The sequence below is a fragment of the Enterobacter cloacae complex sp. P40C2 genome (genome assembly GCF_014930695.1).
GTDB classification, from domain to species: Bacteria; Pseudomonadota; Gammaproteobacteria; order Enterobacterales; family Enterobacteriaceae; genus Enterobacter; species Enterobacter pasteurii.
Genome location: NZ_JADBRP010000012.1, coordinates 1 through 21,250 on the forward strand (window position 1 = coordinate 1; position 21,250 = coordinate 21,250).

The window sequence follows — 21,250 nt, forward strand, 5'->3', positions numbered from 1 at the left end:
CCGAACTCAGAAGTGAAACGCCGTAGCGCCGATGGTAGTGTGGGGTCTCCCCATGTGAGAGTAGGGAACTGCCAGACATCAAACAAGTAGAAAGGCCATCCGAAAGGATGGCCTTTTTGCGTTATAGCTTCCGTTAATCAACCTCTTCTTCCTCTATTTACCCGCAATGTTAATACTGTGCGGGTGTATTAAAGCCTTTTAATCAGCCTGTATTGCAGAGATAAAATGCTGCACGTCAGCGCCCGGTGAACTGAATATCCAGGCGTGAGAATAAGGGAAGTGGCGGAAAATAATATAGGCTAAAGAATAGCGTTGATATCAGAAAAGCCCTGACGAAATACAGAAAACGAATACATCAGAAAAAATAAAAGCGCGGACGGTGCCGCGCTTTTAAAGGCTGATTTATTTGGTCAAAGCGACAATACCCAGCGTCAGACCTGCTATTGCAGCGGCGCCTCCGGCAATCGCACCTGCGGTTTCCCAGTTATCCTGGGTGGTGCCCTTCATACAGGTATTGGTGTGAACCAGTCGGCCCTGATCGTCGTATACCGGTACACATGGAGAGTCGTGCGCGCATCCAGCAAGTAGCGCAGCGAGAAGTGCAACGGAAATGAATCTTTTCATGATGTTACCTCAAAATAATCGCTTATTCGCTATAAAGCCGATGCGGCAATTAACGAACTGGTTGATATTTTACCACCGCAACAATCCCGTGCAGCACGGGGAATAATCTCAATTTGTGTGAATTGTAAAAATCATGGAGAAAAAAGAAGGATGGACATTATTAATGGAGGAAATGTGGAGAGGCGGTTTTTTTATTTCCAGAAAACAATGGAATAAAAAAGGCACCCGAGGTGCCTTTATCACTTCTTAATCCCTGTGCTTTGTAAACCGTCTTCGGACTACTACAAAGAAAACAGGAACGAAGAATATAGCCAGCAACGTTGCTGACAACATTCCTCCCATAACGCCCGTCCCGACGGCATTTTGTGCACCGCTACCTGCACCACTACTGATTACCAGCGGCATAACGCCAAGGATAAATGCGAGAGAAGTCATCAGGATAGGCCGCAGACGCATCCGCGAGGCTTCCAGAGTAGCTTCAATAATCCCTTTACCCTCTTTATCCATCAGATCTTTGGCGAACTCCACGATCAAAATGGCGTTCTTGGCGGATAAGCCAATTGTCGTGAGCAGCCCAACCTGGAAGTAAACGTCATTGTTAAGGCCGCGCATGGAGGCCGCCAGAAGCGCACCAATTACCCCCAGGGGCACAACCAGCATAACCGAGAATGGAATTGACCAGCTTTCATAGAGCGCTGCCAGACACAGGAACACCACAATCAGTGAAATGGCGTACAGTGCCGGAGCCTGATTACCGGAGAGACGTTCCTGGTATGACATCCCCGTCCAGTCGTAGCCGATGCCCGCAGGCAATTTCGACGCGAGGCTTTCCATCATTGCCATCGCCTCACCGGTACTTTTACCTGGCGCTGACTCACCGAGGATCTCCATAGATGGCATACCGTTGTAGCGCTCCAGACGCGGTGAACCGTAAATCCAGTGAGAGCTGCTGAAGGCGGAGAACGGCACCATTTCGCCGTTAGCGCTACGCACATACAGGCCGTTAATGTCTCCAGGCAACATGCGGAAGGGTGCATCAGCCTGAACGTAGACTTTTTTCACACGTCCGTGATCGATAAAGTCGTTTACATAGGTGCCACCCAGCGCGGTTGAAATCGTCTGATTGACGTCAGACACGCTCACCCCCAGCGCCTGTGCCTTCTCCTGGTCGACATCCAGCTTGAACTGTGGCGTATCTTCCAGGCCGTTAGGGCGAACGCGGACCAGTAATTCAGGATGTTCCCTCACCAGGCCAAGCAGCTGGTTACGCGCCTGCGTTAGCTGTGTATGCCCCAGGTTTGCCTGATCGATCAGTTCGAAATCGAAGCCAGTTGCGGTGCCCAGTTCAATAATAGCGGGCAGGTTAAACGGAAATACAAGGCCATCTTTAATCTGGCTAAACGCTTTCGTCGCGCGGCTGACGATGGCTCCAACGCCGTTTTCATGGCCCGGACGTTCTTCCCACGGCTTCAGACTGACAAACGCGATACCGGAGTTCTGGCCCTGACCGCTGAAGCTAAACCCGTTTACGGTAAAGACCGATTCGACGTTCGCTTTCTCTTTCGTCAGATAGTAGTCCTGAACCTGGTCGAGCACCTGCTGGGTACGCATCTGCGTCGCACCTGCCGGTAACTGAACCATCGTCATAAACACCCCCTGATCCTCTTCCGGCAGGAAGGAGGTAGGTAAGCGCAGGAACAGTACCGCCATGCCGCCGACTATGATGACGTACACCAGCAGATAGCGCCCGGTTTTACGTAATATGCCGCTCACGCTGTTGCTGTAGTGCTCCACGCTCTTATCAAAAAGCGCGTTAAACCAGCCGAAGAACCCACCTTTCTTTTCATGATGCTCGCTGGATATGGGTTTGAGCAGCGTTGCACAAAGGGCAGGGGTTAAAATCAATGCCACCAGTACCGACAAAGCCATTGCGGAGACGATAGTGAGTGAAAACTGGCGATAGATAGCCCCGGTTGAACCACCAAAAAACGCCATCGGTATAAACACCGCCGAAAGCACCATGGCTATGCCCACCAGAGCGCCCTGGATCTGCTCCATCGACTTCTGCGTCGCCTCTTTTGGCGGCAGCCCGTCTTCAACCATGACGCGCTCAACGTTCTCGACCACTACGATGGCATCATCGACCAGCAGGCCTATCGCCAGTACCATCCCGAACATCGTCAGCGTGTTAATGGAGAAGCCGAACGCAGCCAGTACCGCAAAAGTGCCAAGTAACACCACCGGCACGGCAATTGTCGGAATCAGGGTCGCCCGCAGATTTTGCAGGAACAGGTACATCACCAGGAACACGAGAACGATCGCTTCAAACAGCGTCTTCACCACTTCATGAATTGAAATCTTCACGAAGGGAGTAGTGTCGTATGGATAGACAACCTTCAGACCCTGAGGGAAGAAAGGCTGTAATTGCGCCAGTTTGCTCTTGATGGCGGCAGCGGTATCCAGCGCGTTTGCACCCGTTGCCAGCTTGATCCCCAGTCCCGTTGCGGCCTGACCGTTAATTTTGGTGACCATGTTGTAGTTTTCGCCACCCAGCTCGATGCGGGCCACATCTTTCAGGTGGACCATTGAGCCGTCCTGGTTCACCTTCAGCGTGACCCGGCCAAACTCTTCCGGCGATTTCAGGCGCGTTTGAGCAATAATTGAGGCGTTGAGTTGCTGTCCAGGTACAGACGGCGTTCCCCCCAGCTGGCCCGCAGCAATCTGATCGTTCTGCGTTTTCAGCTGGTTAATGATATCCAGCGGCGTCAGCTGGTATTTATTCATCGCGTTGCTGTCCAGCCAGATGCGCATTGCATACTGCGCACCGAAAAGCTGCACGTCGCCAACCCCGGAAGTACGGCTAATTGCATCTTTTACGTTAGAGGCAACATAGTCGGAGATATCGTCCTGAGTGAGGCTTTTATTATCCGAAACGAAACCAGCCACCAGCAGGAAGCTGCTGCTGGATTTTTCCACGCCGATCCCCTGTTGCTGCACTTCTTGCGGCAGAAGCGGCATGGCGAGCTGAAGCTTGTTCTGAACCTGCACCTGCGCAATATCAGGATCCGTACCCGATTCGAATGTCAGAGTAATGGTGACGTTACCGGCAGAGTCGCTGGTAGATGACATGTACATCAGATTATCGATGCCGTTCATGTTCTGTTCGATAACCTGCGTCACGGTGTCCTGAACCGTCTGGGCATCAGCGCCAGGATAGGTGGCCGTCACGGCAACTGCCGGGGGGGCAATAGTGGGATATTGCGCGACAGGCAGCTGTAAGATGGCCAGCCCGCCCGCAATCATCAGAATGATGGCGAGTACCCAGGCGAAAACAGGCCGTTGAATAAAGAAAGTAGCCATGTCGTTATCCCTTAACTGGCCGGTGTGGCGGCGGTATCAGGAATAGCCACAACGGTGACGCCCGGGCGAACTTTTTGCAGGCCGCTGGTAATGACGCGGTCGCCGTTTTTCAGCCCCTCCGTCACCAGCCAGCGATCGCCAATGGCCTGCGGTGCAACAACAGTGCGAGACTCCACCTGGTTTTTATCGTTTACCACAAGGACGGTTGCATCTCCGCGCGGTGTACGGGTTACGCCCTGCTGCGGAACAAGAATGGCGTTCGGCTGCGTACCTTCATCAATGCGCGCACGGACAAACATACCCGGTAACAGCATATGCTGCGGGTTCGGAAAGATGGCGCGAAGGGTAATGGAGCCGGTGCTTTCATCTACCGTGACATCCGAGAACTGTAGGGTTCCTTTCAGCGGATAAGGCTGGCCGTTTTCCATCAGCAACTCGACGCTGCTGGCGTCCCCCTTTTGCAGGCTTGTCTGCTTCAGACGCATAAAATCGCTGCTGGATTGCGTCACATCGACATAAATGGGATCGAGCTGCTGAACCGTTGCCAGCGCCGTTGACTGGCCGTTAGTAACCAGCGCCCCTTCGGTGACGCTGGATTTGCCAATACGTCCGTTGATTGGCGAGGAGACTTTCGTATAGGCAAGGTTGATCCGCGCGCTTTCAACGCCAGCCTTTGCGGCAACGACGCTCGCATCCGCCTGCCGGGCGGTTGCTACCGCCCGATCGTATTCCTGCTTGCTCACGTACTGCGTACCGACCAGCGGGACGTAGCGTTTTACCGTCAGATGGGCAATGTTTGCCGCCGCCTGCGCTTTTACCAGCTCACCTTTTGCGCTGTCATAGGCTGCCTGATAGGTAGCAGGATCGATTTGATAAAGGGATTCACCCGCTTTGACATCGCTGCCTTCGGTAAAATTACGGTGCAGAATGATACCACTAACCTGAGGACGAACCTCCGCAACGCGAAACGCGTCCGTTCTGCCCGGCAATTCGGTGGTTACCGCCAGTGGCGCGCTTTTAACAATATGAACACTGACCTGAGGAGCCTGGCGATGCTGCTGTGGATTTTCTTGTCCATCGCACCCGGCGAGCAGCGCGGCGCAGACAATTAAACCGGATAAGGGTAAGCGGCTGAAATAATTCGTCATTACTGTTCCTTAAACCACCCTTAAGCCGATACTGGCCGTGAATCGGTAAAAGGGCGTGAGGCAAAAATAAAATGTAGTGGCGTATAATAATGAGGGTAATTAATGTTTTTTAATTTATACGTGCTGAGAAAGGCATCGAAAAGTACGCGCGGCATCTGTTTGCGTGCATTCAACGCTATATTTCTGCCAGGATAGCCGTCAAAATTATTTTTGCTGGCTACATTTATATGCCTTATGAATTTAATGCGTTCAATTCATTTGCCAGAATTATAAATTAAAGAGACTGACCTTTTTTGTGCAAACTCGATACGGACGATGGTGAATACTTTAGCTTATACGGTCCATTTATTTTGGTTTGATGATGTATTAACCGCATGAGTAATGAGTAGCAGAGTATGGCGCGTAAAAAGAAAGAAGAGGCTCAAAAGACCCGTCAACAGCTGATTGAAGCCGCTATCGGGCTGTTTGCGGCGCGCGGCGTGGCTAACACTACGCTGACGGACATTGCCGATGCTGCGCGCCTGACTCGTGGGGCGGTTTACTGGCATTTTTCCAGTAAATCAGAAATATTTAACGCAATCTGGGAGCAACAGTTACCGCTGCGCGAGGTTATTCGCGACAGGCTGTTACTGTCGGAAGGGGACGATCCGCTGTTAAAGCTGCGTGAACAGTTCATCGTTACGCTACAATATATTGCGCGGGAGCCTCGACAGTGCGCTCTTTTACAAATCCTGTATCATAAGTGTGAATTTCATGGCGATATGATTTCAGAATATGAAATACGCAGGCGCATTGGGATAAACGACGATTTTCTTCGTACGAGGCTGGAGCAATGCATTGCGGGGAACGCAATCTCCTCAGAGATAAATATCGATCTCACGCTGATTGTTTTTCACGGCTTTTTTAGTGGGATAATCAAAAACTGGTTAATGAACAGCAACAGTTTTAATCTGTACAAACAGGCGCCGGCGCTGGTGGATCATATTCTGGCGACGCTGCATATTACGCGGGTGCCGCCGATGCGTTACGATACAGCCTCATGACGGCATCCGGGGTGGCGACATGTCGCCATGCCGGCACTGTTCCTCAATGGCTTGCGCGGTAATCGGTTTACCCAGCAGATAACCCTGAAGCGTATTACACCCCAGCTGTGTCAGAAATTGCTGCTGCGCCTCGGTTTCAACCCCTTCCGCTACAACCTTCAGGTTAAGCGTTTTTGCCAGGGCGACAATCGCCGAGACAATCGTCGCATCTTCGCTCTCTCCACTTAACTCTTTGACGAAAGCGCGGTCGATTTTCAGCTCACAGGCGGGGAGACGCTTAAGATAGAGAAGGCTTGAGTAGCCCGTTCCAAAATCATCTATCGACGCTTTGACGCCGGCATCCGTCAGCGCCGTCAGGAGGCGAACGCTTTCGTCCGGATTGCTCATCGCGGTGGTCTCGGTCACTTCCAGAATGAGCATGTCGGGCGGAACCTTATGGCGCGCCAGACAGTCGAGGACCGTTTTCACCAGCGACGGCTGTTCGAACTGCAGCGTTGAAAGATTCACCGCCATTGACCAGTCCGTATGACCCTGAAGATGCCATTCACGCAGCTGGCGGCAGGCCTCGTCGATAACCCAGTTGCCCATCGGAATAATTAGCCCGGTTTTTTCCGCCAACGGCAGAAACAGGTCGGGAGACAGTAAGCCCTGTTTTGGGTGCTGCCAGCGTAACAAGGCTTCAAATCCGAGAACCGGCCCGGCAGGAGCGTGGAATTTTGGCTGATAGAGCAGACGCAACTCGTTACGGGCGATGGCCTGCCACAGGTCATTCATCAGCTGAAGATGCGTCTGCGCCAGCGTATTCATCGACGGCTGGAAAAAGTGATAGCCGTTGCGGCCCATATGCTTCGTGTGATACATCGCAGCATCGGCGTTAAACATCAGTTCACGATCGGTTTTGCCATCGTGCGGATAAAGCACGATGCCAATGCTCAGCGTGACCATCAGTTCGTAAGGATCGAGATGGAACGGGCTGTCGATGACGCGCACCAGCGAATTGGCCAGCGAGGCCGCATCGTCCGGGCTGCTGGTTTCGGCCAGCAGAACGAATTCATCCCCGCCAATACGCGCCAGCGTGTACTGGCCCTTTAGCTGCAAAAGCAGACGCTGCGTCACCGCGACCAGAAGCTTGTCGCCGACGTCATGACCGTAGGCATCGTTAACGTTTTTAAAGCCATCCAGATCCATAAACATCAGCGCGAAATGGTTTCCCTCACGATCGGCCTTGCTGATGGCCTGATCGAGCCGATCCTCCAGCAGGACTCGATTGGGCAAGCGCGTCAGCGTGTCATGTAACGCCAGCTGCGCGAGTTCACGGTTAGCTTCTGCCAGTGAAGAGGCCAGCAGCGAAGTACGAGCCTGAAGGCGGGCATCGAACATCGACACCAGTAAAGCGATCCCCAGAATCGCGAGCGCGACCACGCTCACCAGTACCGCCAGCCAGCTACCGTTAATGCCGTGATGGTGAACCACCGTTGACATCGGAAATTGTGCGGCCTTCATGCCGGCATAATGCATACCGGCGATGGCGATCCCCATGGCGATTGCCGCCCCCAGCCGCATCAATGCCATTCGCGCGGCTTCATGCCGTAAACGGAACGTCAGCCACAGTGCGGCCAGTGACGCCGCCAGGGCAATAACCACGGATATGGCTACCCATGTTTTATCCCAGATAATATCCGGCGTAACGTTCAGTGCCGCCATGCCGGTGTAGTGCATAGCGACAATACCCGTTCCCATCACGGCTGCGCCGGGAAGCAGCCGACGTAAACGCAGCTGCTCGCAGCTGACGAGCCACAGGGCGAACATTGACGAGCAGATGGCGATAACCATTGAGAACACGGTCAGGGCGACGCTGTAGCTCATGCTCATGGACAGGTCCATCGCCAGCATGCCGATGAAGTGCATTGCCCACACGCCAATACCCATCGAAACACCGCCACCCGCCAGCCAGACGCGTGCAGCCATTCCCCGGCTTCCGGCGACGCGCGCCGCCATATTCAGGGCGGTATAGGCAGCAAGTATGGCGACCACAAAGGAGATGGCTACAAGGATTTGGTTGTATTGGCTAACCAGCATGGTCTGTTCACTCGCTGAGGGACGTTAAGCATGAGCGGTCGGAAAGGGCACAGACATTATCATCGTCAGGAAATGACGAAAAGTGATTTAAACCACTGTTTTTATTGGGTGTAAACAGGTTTCTATCCCGGTAGAGAAATTATTCCAGCTCTGAGCAGTTCACCAGTTTGAGCGGATTCACGGAGTTCATATTGCGACATTTATCGGTTTCGGTGCTCATCAACTCAATCCACTGCATGAGCAGCGCATCGAAAATGAAAACAGAGACAGCAAAAACGACCAGCCACCAGTATTTACGAATCATGCGTCATTCCGGGAAAAGAGAGCTTTCAGGTGGTGGAAATATACACGAAAAGCGGACGTTGAAAAGTGGGGAAAGAGAAGGTTTACAAAGCGTTGACGCTTACGGATCCGGGCGATAAAAAAGGCGCTTCCCCATGCCGAGTAGCGCCTTTTTAAACAAGCAGTTAGCTAATCGAAATTAGTTCATGCCGTATTTTTTCAGTTTCTTACGCAGGGTACCACGGTTGATGCCCATCATCAGGGCAGCGCGGGTTTGATTACCACGGGTGTATTGCATCACCATGTCCAACAGTGGCTGTTCAACTTCAGCCAGTACCAGCTCATACAGGTCATTAACATCCTGACCGTTCAGTTGAGCAAAATAGTTCTTCAGTGCCTGTTTAACCGAGTCACGCAGGGGCTTTTGAGTTACCTGATCCTGAGAGTTAACGGTAGAAACGGTCAGTACGTCAGAATTTACGCGTTGTTCGAACATAGTTCTGTCAGCTCTTTATTTCATTACGCAAGATTTTCGAAGTATGCCTCCAACGCCTCCAGCTGTTCGCTGGCATCCTCAATGGCGTTGAATGTGCGCCGAAACTGGTCATCTGGAGCGTGCTCCTGGAGATACCAGGATACGTGTTTACGCGCAATTCGGTACCCTTTTGCCTGACCGTAGTGGTCGTGCAGTTCCCGAACATGCGAACAAAGCAAGCGCTTTACCTCTGCCAGAGGCAGCGGGGCAAGCAGCTCCCCAGTGTCCAGATAATGCTGGATTTCCCGAAAGATCCAGGGTCTTCCCTGAGCGGCACGTCCTATCATCAGAGCATCAGCTCCCGTATAGTCGAGCACAGCTCTGGCTTTAAGCGGGTCAGTAATGTCGCCATTCGCGATAATCGGAATGGAAACTTTCTGCTTAACTGCCCGAATGCTGTCGTATTCAGCTTCTCCGTTGAACAAACAGGCGCGAGTGCGTCCATGAATGGTCAGGGCCTGAATGCCACAGTCTTCGGCCAGTTGGGCAATCTCTACACAGTTACGGTGTTCCGGCGACCAACCCGTGCGAATCTTCAACGTAACAGGAACGTCCACTGCGCTGACAACCGCCGTCAGGATTGACTTCACCTGATCGGGGTATTGCAGAAGGGCTGAACCTGCAAGCTTGCGATTCACCTTTTTGGCCGGGCAACCCATATTGATATCAATAATCTGGGCGCCACTTTCCACGTTAATACGCGCGGCATCTGCCATCTCTTCAGGCACGCTTCCGGCAATTTGCACGGTGCGGATACCTGGCTCATCAACGTGCACCATCCGAAGGCGGGACTTATCGCTTTCCCAAACCTGCGGGTTAGACGACATCATCTCGGAAACGGTCAGACCTGCTCCCATCTCGTAACACAGCGTCCTGAACGGCCGGTCGGTAATACCTGCCATTGGGGCTGCAATCAGGCGATTTCTGAGCTGGTGGTGTCCGATGCGCATGAGTTAAGAAATGACCATACTGTGACTGCAAGGCGGCGTATATTACGCATTTTTTGCACGAGATGAAAGGCCAAACTTTGAACAATCCTCTGTTGTAGATCAAGGAATCGCCAGTCAAACTTTTCGGATAGGATTATTCGCTATTTAAATCATTGTGTTATGAATAAATGAATATTTTATAGGCGCTTACAATTTCCCGTAACTTCTCATCATTTCTGAATAAATGAACCTCTTGTCCGGGATAATCTGCTGCTATATGCAGCAGATTATGGTGCTTCTTTGCGATCTACGTCGCATTTCAGCACAGGATATCAGGGCGAAAAATCGACTTATTCAACAACCACCCGGCCATGAAGCGGCTGCACCGGTCGGCTGTTTTCATGATGCAGGGTATGGGTGAATTTTTGCAGCTGTTCGGCTGAAACGGTCAGCGGGTGTTTGAGCACCAGCCACGTAACCCCTTCTGAGCAGGGTGGCGTGGTCAGAGAGCCGCTGAAGCGCCAGTAGGTTTTATCCGCAGGGAGTAATTTATTCATATCAAGGTGTGGCTTAATCGTGACATTCTGGTCAGCCTGTCCCGGCATCACGCCCCAGAGCTTATCCAGCTCGGGATTTGCGGCACCCCGATCGAACATAACGGCAACGACCGCCAGTTCGCCGTTGGCATTTTTGTGCACCAGATGCATTTCCATTGCGTATTTTTTTCCGTGCACCGTGTTTTCGGATGGCGCGTGGAAATGAAACTGCTGTAACGTCCAGGTCTGCTTATCAAGCGTGATGCTATCCCGCGTGTCCGCCTTTTCACTTGCCTGGATAGTATGGCCGTTGTTCGTCAGGGTGATTGGGCCGTCGATGTAGCGCGTTTCCAGCGGAGCAATGTGGCCTTTTGTGGTGGTATCGATGTTTATGGGCGACTGGTACATTCCGCTTTTACACGTTCTGTACGCCTCGTCCAGCTCGCCCCAGTGCTCCGGTGCGGCTTCCCCCTGATAGCTCCAGTGTGATGCGTAAGCCGAAGCCGGGATCATGCTCAGCGCCAGCAGCGCTGCCTTGCCTGCAATGTGTTTCATCGTATTCTTCCTGTGAATTTTATTATTCAAATCGATGGATTCCGCCATGATTTGTAGGGGTATTTTATCGGGGAAGAGACGAGGGCGGGAGAAAAATCGTAGGGGAAAGGCGTGGTCAGAGGACCACGCCAGACGCTTATTTTTTACGACCGGTAATGCGGCACCACTCTTCTTTCTCGACCACCGGGTCGAGGGTAAAGCGATCCGCGTAGGCTTCGCAGACGCTTTCTGCCTGGCTGGCAAGGATACCGGAAAGCCCCAGCAGGCCGCCCTCAACCGGCAGTACGCTGATTAACGGCGCCAGCTCGCGTAGCGGGCCAGCAAGGATGTTGGCGACCACCACATCGGCTTTCATGGCTTCTGGCTGCGCGTCGGGGAGGTACAGCTCAAGGCGATCGGAAACGCCGTTACGTTCGGCGTTATCGCGGCTGGCCTGAATGGCCTGCGGATCGATGTCGATCCCGATGGCTTTTGCGGCTCCCAGCTTCAGCGCCGCGATAGCGAGGATCCCGGATCCGCAACCGAAGTCGATCACGGTTTTGCCTTCCAGATCCAGGCCATCCAGCCATTGCAGGCACAGGGACGTGGTCGGGTGAGTACCGGTTCCGAACGCCAGACCCGGATCCAGCATCACGTTGACTGCGTTTTCATCGGGAACGTCGCGCCAGCTTGGGCAGATCCACAGGCGCTTGCCAAACTGCATCGGATGGAAGTTATCCATCCACTCGCGCTCCCAGTCTTTGTCTTCGAGCTGTTCGATTTTATGCGCGAAGCCTGCGCCCAGCAGCGGATGGTTTTCCAGTATCGCCACCACCTCTTTCATGTCGGTTTCTGCATCAAACAGGCCGATAACGTCGGTATCGCCCCACAGGCGTGTTTCACCCGGCAGCGGCTCAAAGACCGGCGTGTCATGCGTGTCCTGGAAGGTGATAGAGACCGAACCGGCCTCCATCAGCGCATCACTCAGTTCTTCGGCGTTGGCGCCGGTTGTGTTCAGTTTTAATTGGATCCACGGCATGGCAAAACTCTTTATTTATCAGTAGAAATCAGGACAGTTTGCGGAAGCGGGCGACCGAAACGGTTTCCCACCACAAACGCCAGTAAACTTAACAGTAACGAAGGCACAATGGGATGGAAGCCCAGGTACTGCACGTTAAGCGTGGCGAGAACGGCATACAGAACGCCCCCGACGATCATGCCGCTCAACGCGCCCGCGGCATTCGCTCGCTCCCAGTACAGGCCCAGCACCAGCGGCCACAGGAATACGGCTTCCAGCCCGCCAAAGGCGAGCAGGTTCAGCCAGATGATCATCTCCGGTGGACGCCACGCGGCGAGCAGCAGCAGCGCCCCGAGCGCCAGCGTAATGACGGCCGACATCCGCTTCAGACGTCGCTCATTCTCGACCTGCTCAGGGCGCAGGTTAAGATAGAGATCTTTAATGATCGTAGCGGAACTTTGCAGCAGCTGAGCGTTGATTGTCGACATAATAGCGGCCATCGGCGCGGCCAGGAAAATCCCGGCGGCAAACGGCGGAAGCACTTTCACCATCAGCGTCGGAATGACCAGATCCGGTACGGTAAGGTCAGGGATCACCGCTCGCCCCAGCGCGCCCGCCAGGTGCATGCCAAACATCAGGATCGCCACCACAATCGTTCCGATAATAATCCCCCGGTGCACGGCTTTGCTGTCTTTATAAGAGATGCAGCGCACGGCGGTGTGCGGCAGGCCAATAACCCCAAAGCACACCAGCACCCAGAACGAGGTCATAAAGGTTGGGGAGAGGATATCATCCGCCCCCTGCGGCGAGACCAGTTTCGGGTCGATCGCTTCCAGGGTTTCAACCGCATGGCTCAGGCCACCTGCGGCATGAACGATGCCCACCAGCAGAACGATGGTGCCAATGAGCATGACCATTCCCTGCATAGTGTCGTTCAGAACGCTGGCGCGGAACCCGCCAAACGCGGTATACAACGCGATGCTGACGCCGAAGATAATCAGGCCCGTCTCGTAGGGGATCCCGGCCGCCGTCTCCAGCAGACGCGCGCCGCCGATAAACTGCACCGTCATTGCCCCAATAAAAGCCACCAGCAGGCTCAGGCTTGCCAGCCATACCAGCAAGCGGCTCTGATAGCGGGCAAACAGCATATCGTTCAGCGTCACGGCATTGTAGCGGCGCGCCAGAATGGCAAACTTTTTACCCAGTATGCCAAGAGAGAGCCAGATGGCGGGAAGCTGGATCATTGCCAGCAGTACCCAGCCCAGACCGTACTTATAGGCGGCTCCGGGGCCACCGATAAACGAGCTGGCGCTGATGTAGGTGGCGGTTAGCGTCATGGCCAGCACCACGCCACCCATCGAGCGGCTGCCGAGAAAATACTCGTTCAGGAAGGTGCCGGTCGAGCGTTTACGCATCGCATAAACCGACAGGCCAAACACCAGGAACAGGTAAGTGATAAGGGGCAGAATGACTTCAAGCTGCATCATCGTCCTCCAGTGAAATATCGCGATAGATGAATTTCACCATCGCCCAGCACAGCACGATAAACACCAGCGGCAGCAGCAGGCAGGCCATTTCGAACCAGTGCGGGAGGCCGGTTATGCCGATAGCGGAATCAGGTAAGTAAGCAGTTACTAACCATGCAGCAAGATAGAGAAGGGTCAGCCACAGCGCCCAGCGCGCTTCTTTATGGGCCTGAACAAAACGTTTGTCCATTTTTTGTCCCTTGTGGATGAAGAAAGCGGGGATTGTACATGATGGGGCCTGGCGATCCCCAGAAATAAAAAAGGCCGGATTATCCGGCCTTTTAGCAACACAGGTCTCTTACTTCTCGTTCAGACCCAGTTTTTTCTCCAGGTAGTGGATGTTAGTCCCACCATTCTGGAAGTGCTCGTCGCTCATAATGCGCATCTGAAGATCGACGTTGGTTTTAATACCGTCGATGATCAGCTCCTGCAGGGCGTTTTTCATGCGGGCGATTGCCACGTCACGGTTTTCGCCGTAGCAGATAAGCTTACCGATCATTGAGTCATAGTACGGCGGTACGGTGTAACCGGCGTAGATATGGGACTCCCAGCGCACGCCAAAGCCACCCGGCGCGTGGAAACGCGTGATTTTACCCGGGCTTGGCAGGAAGGTATTCGGATCTTCGGCGTTGATACGGCATTCAACCGCATGGCCTTTCACCACAACTTCTTCCTGTTTGATGGACAGAGGCTGGCCGGCCGCGATACGCAGCTGTTCTTTGATCAGGTCAACGCCGGTGATCATTTCGGTAACCGGGTGTTCAACCTGAATACGGGTGTTCATCTCAATGAAGTAGAACTCACCGTTTTCGAACAGGAACTCAAAGGTACCCGCCCCGCGATAGCCGATATCAACACACGCTTTGGCGCAACGCTCGCCGATGTAGCGACGCAGTTCCGGGGTAATGCCCGGCGCTGGCGCTTCTTCGACGACTTTCTGGTGACGGCGCTGCATGGAGCAGTCACGTTCTGCCAGATAGATCGCGTTACCCTGACCGTCAGCCAGCACCTGAATTTCGATGTGGCGTGGGTTTTCCAGGTATTTTTCCATGTACACCATGTCATTGCTGAAAGCCGCTTTCGCTTCCGCTTTGGTCATGGAGATGGACTGCGCCAGTTCAGCATCGCTGCGCACTACGCGCATACCGCGACCGCCGCCGCCGCCGGACGCTTTGATGATCACCGGATAGCCAATGCGTTTAGCATGGGCACGGTTAGCATCCATATCGTCGGTCAGAGGGCCGTCAGAACCTGGTACGGTTGGAACACCGGCTTTTTTCATTGCGGTGATTGCAGACACTTTGTCACCCATCAGGCGAATAGTGTCGGCTTTCGGGCCGATGAAGATAAAGCCAGAACGTTCAACCTGCTCGGCAAAGTTAGCGTTCTCTGAGAGGAAACCATAACCCGGGTGAATCGCGACCGCGCCAGTAATTTCGGCGGCGCTGATGATCGCCGGGATGTTCAGATAGCTTTTTACGGACGGAGCCGGGCCAATACAGACCGTCTCATCCGCCAGCAATACGTGTTTTAAATCGCGATCCGCGCTTGAGTGCACGGCCACGGTCTTGATGCCCAGTTCTTTACAGGCACGAAGAATACGCAGTGCAATCTCGCCACGGTTGGCGATAACAATTTTATCCAGCATGTTCGCCTCGTTACTCGATGACGACCAGCGGCTCGTCAAATTCTACCGGCTGACCACTTTCGACCAGGATCGCTTTCACAGTACCTGATTTGTCTGCTTCGATCTGGTTCATCATTTTCATGGCTTCAACGATGCACAGGGTATCGCCTACGTTGACTTTCTGACCCACTTCGATGAACGCTTTCGCGTCCGGGCTCGGGGTGCGGTAGAAAGTACCAACCATTGGGGAACGTACGATGTGACCACTGATTTCTGCTGCAGCCGCAGGTGCCGCTTCTGCTGCTGGTGCGACGGCTGCGGAGAGCGCAGGCTGTTGCACTGGCGCAGCATAGGCTTGCTGCATTACCGGGAAGCTAGCGGCTGGGGCTGCACGACTGATGCGTACAGACTCTTCGCCTTCAGAAATTTCCAGTTCGGAGATGCCTGATTCTTCAACCAGCTCGATCAGTTTTTTAATCTTACGAATATCCATGAGTGGGTTCCGTACTCTTGTTTAGTGTGATTGTGACAAGCGTTTTACCGCTGTCTGTAAAGCGTATGAATAGCCGTCTGCACCCAGCCCACAGATAACGCCAGCGGCGATATCCGACAGGTAAGAATGGTGGCGGAACGGCTCTCGGGCGTGCACGTTACTCAGGTGGATCTCGATAAACGGGATACTCACCGCGAGCAGTGCGTCGCGAATAGCTACACTGGTGTGCGTAAACGCGGCCGGATTGATCAGGATATAGTCCACAGTGTCTTTAGCCTGATGAATACGGTCGATGATTGCGTACTCCGCATTTGACTGAAAATGGTCCAAATCCACATTCAGCGATCCTGCTTCCGTATCCAGACGGTTAACAATTTCGCCTAATGTTAGCGTGCCATACTTCTCTGGCTCACGGGTGCCGAGCATGTTCAGGTTCGGTCCGTTCAAAACTAAGATTCGGAATTTCTCCGCCATTGTGTCGCTATCTCCTGCGATTCTCGGGTAAAAACCAAAATATACCTTCGAAACGCGAAAGTCACCTGATGACTTTCCTAAAATTCATTCAGGAAAACCAAAGTCGCACATTATAACGATTTCGTAGCATTTGGCAGCTAAATACTGGTCTTATCAGGGAAGATTATCAACCGCTATCCGAAAAAGATTCGCGGTTGATAAATAATCTGCGGGAAAACGCACAGTTTCGCGAACTATCGCAGCCACTGGCGGAACTTCTTGTAACGCCACGCTAAAAGGGCCAGGGACAGCAGGGCGTAGATGACCGGTTGAGGTGATAAAATCTTCACCGACCACAGGTAATGAATGGGGGCGAGGATCGCGACAAGATAGACGAAATTATGCAAAAGCTGCCAGCGCCTGCCCAGCTTTCGCTGCGCATATTGCGTTGAGGTCAGCGCCAGCGCCAGTAAAACCAGCCAGCTGACAACGCCCAGCGTCAGATACGGGCGCGTAATCAGCTCGCTGCCTAACAGTGCCAGATTATTAATGCCCAGTTCCAGCAGCGCATAGCTGGTAAGGTGCAGCGTCGCCCAGGCAAAACACCATAGCCCCAGTAACCGGCGAGTGCGTATCAATAATGGCTGTTTAGCGTAACGCGCCAGCGGCGAGACGAGCAAGGATGCCAGCAAAAATTTCAGAGCCATCCGACCCGTAAAATGCTGGATATCTTTTGCCGGATCGGCACTGAACTGCCCCTGACTGGCTGCCCAAAAGAGCCAGAGAAAGGGCAGCAACCCCGCCAGGTGCAGGAGCACTTTCAGCCAGGTTATCTGTTTTGCAGTCAAACGCACCTAGAAGTTCTCCCGTAAATTCAGCCCACGGTAAAGCGACGCGACGTCATCCGCATAGCCGTTAAACAGCAGGGTTGGCTGGCGCTTAACGTCCAGCGCGCCGCCGGAACCGATAAAACGCTCCGTCGCCTGCGACCAGCGCGGATGGTCAACGTGCGGATTAACGTTGGCAAAAAAACCGTACTCGTTGGGCGCCGCCAGGTTCCACGTGGTTGGCGGGCGTTCGCGGGTGAGCTTGATGCTGACGATCGACTTAATGCCTTTGAAACCGTATTTCCACGGTACGGTTAAGCGAATGGGGGCCCCGTTTTGCGGCGGCAGGGCTTTACCGTAAACCCCTACGGTTAACAGCGTTAGCGGATGCATGGCTTCGTCGAGACGTAGCCCTTCCACATAGGGATATTCCAGCCCGCCGCCGATAAACCGATCCTTCTGGCCCGGCATCTCGTCCGGGGCGTAGCGCGTCTGGAAGGAGACATATTTCGCATTGCTGGTGGGCTCAACCAGCGCCAGCAGTTTATGCAAAGGGAAGCCGACCCAGGGCACCACCATTGACCAGGCCTCCACGCAGCGCATACGGTAAATGCGTTCTTCGAGGGGAAAGCGTGTGGTGAGGTCGTGATGGTCGAGGGTCAGCGGCTTTGCCACCTCGCCGTCAATTTTGAGGGTCCACGGATCGGTTTTCATGCTGCCCGCGTTGGCGGCCGGATCGGCCTTATCGAGGCCAAATTCATAAAAGTTGTTATAGCCGGTGACCTTATCTTCCGGCGTCAGCGTCAGCTTATTTTGCCACCGGGCGGGTTTGGTGAAGTCGAGCGGTGCGCCGGAGGGCGCTTTCGGACGATCGTTGCCCTTAAACCAGTCGAGCAGGTCGGCGTGGGCCGCAGGCGTAAGCGTCAGGGCGGTAGCGCTGATGCCAAGCATTTTCAGGATCTGGCGGCGCTGTAGCATAAAGACAGATTCAGACGTTACGTCGGCTTCCGTCAGTTTTCGGGTTTTCATGGCATCCTCCGTCAGGCGTTTTTCTAAGCATGACGGAGGAGGCGGTTTAGCGCGAATATGTCACGAAAATTTGAAGATTAGGCAATTTTGACCAGCGCGCGGCCGTGGAACTGGTTGTCCATGATTTTATTCGCGAACTCCGGCGCCTGGCTCAGGGTAATCTCGGTGGCGCTCCGATCGTAGAACGAGGCCGGCAGATCCTGCGCCAGACGCTCCCAGGCTTCCGCACGCCGCTCGGCTGGGGTCATAACCGAATCGACGCCCTGAAGACGCACGTTACGCAGGATAAATGGCATTACCGTTGTCGGCAGAGCAAAGCCGCCCGCCAGCCCACAGGCTGCCACGCAGCCGCCATAGTTCATCTGTGCCAGCACCTTCGCCAGGACTTTGTCACCGACGGTATCAACCGCTCCCGCCCAAACCTGCTTTTCCAGCGGGCGCGTTTCGGCAAACTCGTTGCGGCCGAGGATGCGGCTTGCGCCCAGCTGGCGCAGATAGTCGTGGGTGCTTTCGCGGCCAGAGACGGCGGCGACCTGATATCCCAGCTTGTGAAGAAGCGTGACGGCCGTGCTGCCCACGCCGCCGCTGGCGCCGGTCACAACAATTTCGCCGGATTCAGGGCGGATACCCGCCTCTTCCAGCGCCATCACGCAGAGCATGGCGGTAAAGCCAGCCGTGCCGACGATCATCGCTTTGCGGCCGTCCATACCTTTCGGCATGGGTACCAGCCAGTCGCCCTTCACGCGAGCCCGTGCCGCCAGCCCGCCCCAGTGGTTTTCGCCCACGCCCCAGCCGGTGAGCAATACCTCCTGCCCGGCATGAAAACGTGGATCTTCACTCGCGTGCACGCGGCCCGCAAAATCGATGCCCGGCACCATCGGGAAATTTCGGATGATTTTACCTTTTCCCGTGATGGCCAGCGCGTCCTTATAGTTCAGGCTGGACCAGTCGATATCAACGGTCACGTCGCCTTCCGGCAGGCGGCTCTCCTCGATAGCTTGTACCGAGGCAACGGTTTTGCCGTCCTGCTGTTCTAAGATCAAAGCCTGCATAGGGGGTCCTCACCAGGTTTAGTAATGGGAAAATATGTTCCGAAGACTATACTCGCTCAATGAAACTCAGTGCCGATTTAACGCAATAAATTGCCAGATACCTCAGGTTTGGTAGTATGCCGCATTTGAAATGCAAGTTAGCGCTCACTTGCTACCCCTTTCAACCCACGGAGTAATCTCAAGGATGCGATTAACGACGAAGTTCTCAGCTTTTATCACCTTGCTGACAGGGCTGACCATATTTGTCACGCTAATTGGCTGCTCTCTGAGTTTTTATAACGCCATTCAGGACAAGCTGGTAAACCGGGTTGAATCGGTAGCATCGGTTATTGATACCCGCCTCATTACGACGTCCTTCCCGGCGCTTTCGCGCGAGCTGGATGAGTTAATGGTGCCGGTAGATATCGTCAAAATCGACATTAAGCAGGGGAAGCAGACCGTATTTAGCCATACCCGGCAGGGCAGCTATCGGCCAGCCGGCACGGTAGATCAGTATCGGGACGTAACGGTGCACTCCCTCAAGCATCCTGGAATGTCGATTCATATGACCTATCAGGATCCGATGAGCAACTATCTGCGCTCGCTCATGACCACCGCACCGCTAACCATCGCCGTTGCCTTTATCGTACTGCTGATTTTCCTCGCCGTTCGCTGGCAGCGTCGCCAGCTTTCCGGTCAGGAACTGCTGGAGACACGCTCCGTTCGGATACTCAATGGTGAACGCGGTCCGCAGGTGCGGGGGTCGGTATATGAATGGCCGTCACGTACCAGCAGCGCGCTGGACGTGCTGCTCTCAGAAATCCAGTTTGCCAGCGATCAGCGTAGCCGTATGGACACGCTGATCCGCTCCTACGCCGCGCAGGATAACAAAACGGGCCTCAACAACCGTCTCTTCTTTGATAATCAGCTGGCTACGCTTCTTGATGACCCTGAAAAGGTGGGCACGCATGGCGTGGTGATGATGATTCGCCTGCCCGATTTCGACCTCCTGCGCGATACGTGGGGACAGCGCGTGGCGGAGGAGAATCTCTTCACGCTGATTAACCTGCTGTCGACCTTTATCATGCGCTACCCCGGGGCGTTACTGGCACGCTATCACCGCAGCGATTTCGCCGTCTTACTGCCTCACCGCACGTTAAAAGAGTCTGAAAGTATCGCCAGCCAGCTTCTGAAGGCCGTCGATGCGCTGCCGCAGAGCAAAATGCTCGACCGAGACGACATGGTGCATATGGGCATCTGCGCATGGCGCGGCGGCCAGTCGACGGAGCAGGTCATGGAGCATGCGGAAGCGGCCACGCGTAACGCCGTATTGCAGGGGGCGAACGGCTGGGCGGTCTATGACGATACGCTGCCGGAAAAAGGGCGCGGTAACGTGCGCTGGCGAACGCTGATCGAGCAAATGCTGAGCCGCGGTGGACCGCGCATTTACCAGAAACCGGCGGTCATGAGAAATGGTCACGTTCATCACCGCGAGCTGATGTGCCGTATTTTTGATGGGGCGGAGGAGGTTATTTCCGCTGAGTATCTGCCGATGGTGCTGCAATTTGGCTTATCTGAAGAGTATGACCGTCAGCAAATCTCCCGCCTCATCCCGTTTTTATCGTACTGGCCTGAGGAAAATCTGGCTTTACAGGTGACCGTCGAGTCGCTGATTCGCCCGCGTTTCCAGCGCTGGCTGCGCGATACGTTAATGCAGTGCGAAAAATCGCAGCGTAAACGCATTATTTTTGAACTTGCAGAGGCAGATGTTGGTCAACACATCAGCCGGTTGCGCCCGGTGGTGCGATTAATCAATGCGCTGGGGGCTCGCGTGGCGGTCACGCAGGCGGGTCTGACGCTGGTGAGCACCAGCTGGATCAAGGAGCTGGATGTTGAATTATTGAAGCTGCATCCTGGTCTGGTCAGAACGATTGAAAAACGCACGGAAAACCAGCTGCTGGTACAGAGCCTGGTGGAAGCGTGCAAAGGAACGCAAACGCAGGTATTTGCCACAGGCGTACGTTCACGCAGTGAATGGCAGATGTTGAAAGAGCGCGGCGTGGCGGGCGGTCAGGGGGATTTTTTTGCCGCCTCTCAGCCGCTTGACACCAACGTGAAAAAATATTTGCAAAGATACTCTGTTTGACCTGCCGTTTACTTTGTTTTCACGTAGAAT

At 54.1% G+C, this 21,250-nt stretch carries 19 protein-coding genes; 2 read left to right on the forward strand and 17 right to left on the reverse strand.

What is annotated here, in order from left to right:
• Positions 1–402 precede the first annotated feature (402 nt).
• The 3 genes from IM304_RS18410 to IM304_RS18420 form a co-directional block, all read right to left on the reverse strand.
• Positions 403–624: a lipoprotein gene (locus tag IM304_RS18410; protein ID WP_006178893.1), complete on the reverse strand. Its 222-nt coding sequence runs from the start codon at positions 622–624 to the stop codon at positions 403–405.
• A gap of 246 nt (positions 625–870) precedes the next feature.
• The gene (locus tag IM304_RS18415; protein WP_176609352.1) at positions 871–3,984 is read right to left on the reverse strand and encodes an efflux RND transporter permease subunit; all 3,114 of its coding nucleotides are present in this window, start codon (positions 3,982–3,984) and stop codon (positions 871–873) included.
• Between the two features lie 11 nt (positions 3,985–3,995).
• Positions 3,996–5,132: an efflux RND transporter periplasmic adaptor subunit gene (locus tag IM304_RS18420; RefSeq protein ID WP_176609353.1), complete on the reverse strand. Its 1,137-nt coding sequence runs from the start codon at positions 5,130–5,132 to the stop codon at positions 3,996–3,998.
• A 395-nt stretch (positions 5,133–5,527) separates the two neighbouring features.
• Between IM304_RS18420 and envR the strand changes: the two genes are divergently transcribed.
• A complete protein-coding gene (envR, locus tag IM304_RS18425) occupies positions 5,528–6,175 on the forward strand; it encodes an acrEF/envCD operon transcriptional regulator (protein WP_193355856.1) in 648 nt (215 codons plus the stop codon).
• Here the strand turns inward: envR and IM304_RS18430 are convergent.
• The 14 genes from IM304_RS18430 to IM304_RS18495 form a co-directional block, all read right to left on the reverse strand.
• Complete coding sequence (locus tag IM304_RS18430) at positions 6,170–8,254, reverse strand: bifunctional diguanylate cyclase/phosphodiesterase (protein ID WP_193355857.1); 2,085 nt, start codon at positions 8,252–8,254, stop codon at positions 6,170–6,172. The genes envR and IM304_RS18430 overlap by 6 nt on opposite strands.
• A 139-nt stretch (positions 8,255–8,393) precedes the next feature.
• Positions 8,394–8,558: a DUF2556 family protein gene (locus IM304_RS18435; RefSeq protein ID WP_176609355.1), complete on the reverse strand. Its 165-nt coding sequence runs from the start codon at positions 8,556–8,558 to the stop codon at positions 8,394–8,396.
• 177 nt (positions 8,559–8,735) lie between these two features.
• A complete protein-coding gene (gene fis, locus IM304_RS18440; protein WP_000462905.1) occupies positions 8,736–9,032 on the reverse strand; it encodes a DNA-binding transcriptional regulator Fis in 297 nt (98 codons plus the stop codon).
• A 23-nt stretch (positions 9,033–9,055) separates the two neighbouring features.
• Positions 9,056–10,021 carry a tRNA dihydrouridine synthase DusB gene (gene dusB, locus IM304_RS18445; protein WP_148422314.1) on the reverse strand — a complete coding sequence of 322 codons (966 nt, stop codon included), beginning with the start codon at positions 10,019–10,021 and terminating at the stop codon, positions 9,056–9,058.
• Between the two features lie 329 nt (positions 10,022–10,350).
• Complete coding sequence (locus tag IM304_RS18450) at positions 10,351–11,091, reverse strand: carbonic anhydrase (RefSeq protein ID WP_193355858.1); 741 nt, start codon at positions 11,089–11,091, stop codon at positions 10,351–10,353.
• A gap of 136 nt (positions 11,092–11,227) precedes the next feature.
• Positions 11,228–12,109, reverse strand: a complete 882-nt coding sequence (gene prmA, locus IM304_RS18455) for a 50S ribosomal protein L11 methyltransferase (RefSeq protein ID WP_148422318.1) — start codon at positions 12,107–12,109, stop codon at positions 11,228–11,230.
• Positions 12,110–12,120: 11 nt separating this feature from the next.
• Positions 12,121–13,572, reverse strand: a complete 1,452-nt coding sequence (panF, locus tag IM304_RS18460) for a sodium/pantothenate symporter (RefSeq protein WP_193355886.1) — start codon at positions 13,570–13,572, stop codon at positions 12,121–12,123.
• Positions 13,562–13,804 carry a YhdT family protein gene (locus tag IM304_RS18465; RefSeq protein WP_022649569.1) on the reverse strand — a complete coding sequence of 81 codons (243 nt, stop codon included), beginning with the start codon at positions 13,802–13,804 and terminating at the stop codon, positions 13,562–13,564. Before IM304_RS18465 ends, panF begins: the two co-directional genes overlap by 11 nt.
• Positions 13,805–13,912: 108 nt before the next feature.
• Positions 13,913–15,262, reverse strand: coding sequence for an acetyl-CoA carboxylase biotin carboxylase subunit (gene accC, locus IM304_RS18470; protein ID WP_003860388.1), 1,350 nt, complete (start codon positions 15,260–15,262; stop codon positions 13,913–13,915).
• Positions 15,263–15,272: 10 nt separating this feature from the next.
• Entirely contained in the window at positions 15,273–15,734 is a 462-nt protein-coding gene (gene accB / locus IM304_RS18475) for an acetyl-CoA carboxylase biotin carboxyl carrier protein (RefSeq protein WP_010436174.1), read from the reverse strand.
• A gap of 21 nt (positions 15,735–15,755) precedes the next feature.
• Positions 15,756–16,208, reverse strand: a complete 453-nt coding sequence (aroQ, locus tag IM304_RS18480; RefSeq protein ID WP_148422320.1) for a type II 3-dehydroquinate dehydratase — start codon at positions 16,206–16,208, stop codon at positions 15,756–15,758.
• Positions 16,209–16,441: 233 nt separating this feature from the next.
• Complete coding sequence (msrQ, locus tag IM304_RS18485) at positions 16,442–17,041, reverse strand: protein-methionine-sulfoxide reductase heme-binding subunit MsrQ (RefSeq protein WP_193355859.1); 600 nt, start codon at positions 17,039–17,041, stop codon at positions 16,442–16,444.
• Positions 17,042–18,043 carry a protein-methionine-sulfoxide reductase catalytic subunit MsrP gene (msrP, locus tag IM304_RS18490; protein WP_148422323.1) on the reverse strand — a complete coding sequence of 334 codons (1,002 nt, stop codon included), beginning with the start codon at positions 18,041–18,043 and terminating at the stop codon, positions 17,042–17,044. It lies immediately after the preceding gene.
• A 77-nt stretch (positions 18,044–18,120) separates the two neighbouring features.
• The gene (locus tag IM304_RS18495) at positions 18,121–19,095 is read right to left on the reverse strand and encodes an MDR family oxidoreductase (RefSeq protein ID WP_193355860.1); all 975 of its coding nucleotides are present in this window, start codon (positions 19,093–19,095) and stop codon (positions 18,121–18,123) included.
• A gap of 184 nt (positions 19,096–19,279) precedes the next feature.
• Here IM304_RS18495 and csrD point away from each other — a divergent pair, with 184 nt between their 5' ends.
• Positions 19,280–21,220, forward strand: coding sequence for an RNase E specificity factor CsrD (csrD, locus tag IM304_RS18500; RefSeq protein WP_148422325.1), 1,941 nt, complete (start codon positions 19,280–19,282; stop codon positions 21,218–21,220).
• Positions 21,221–21,250: the final 30 nt, after the last annotated feature.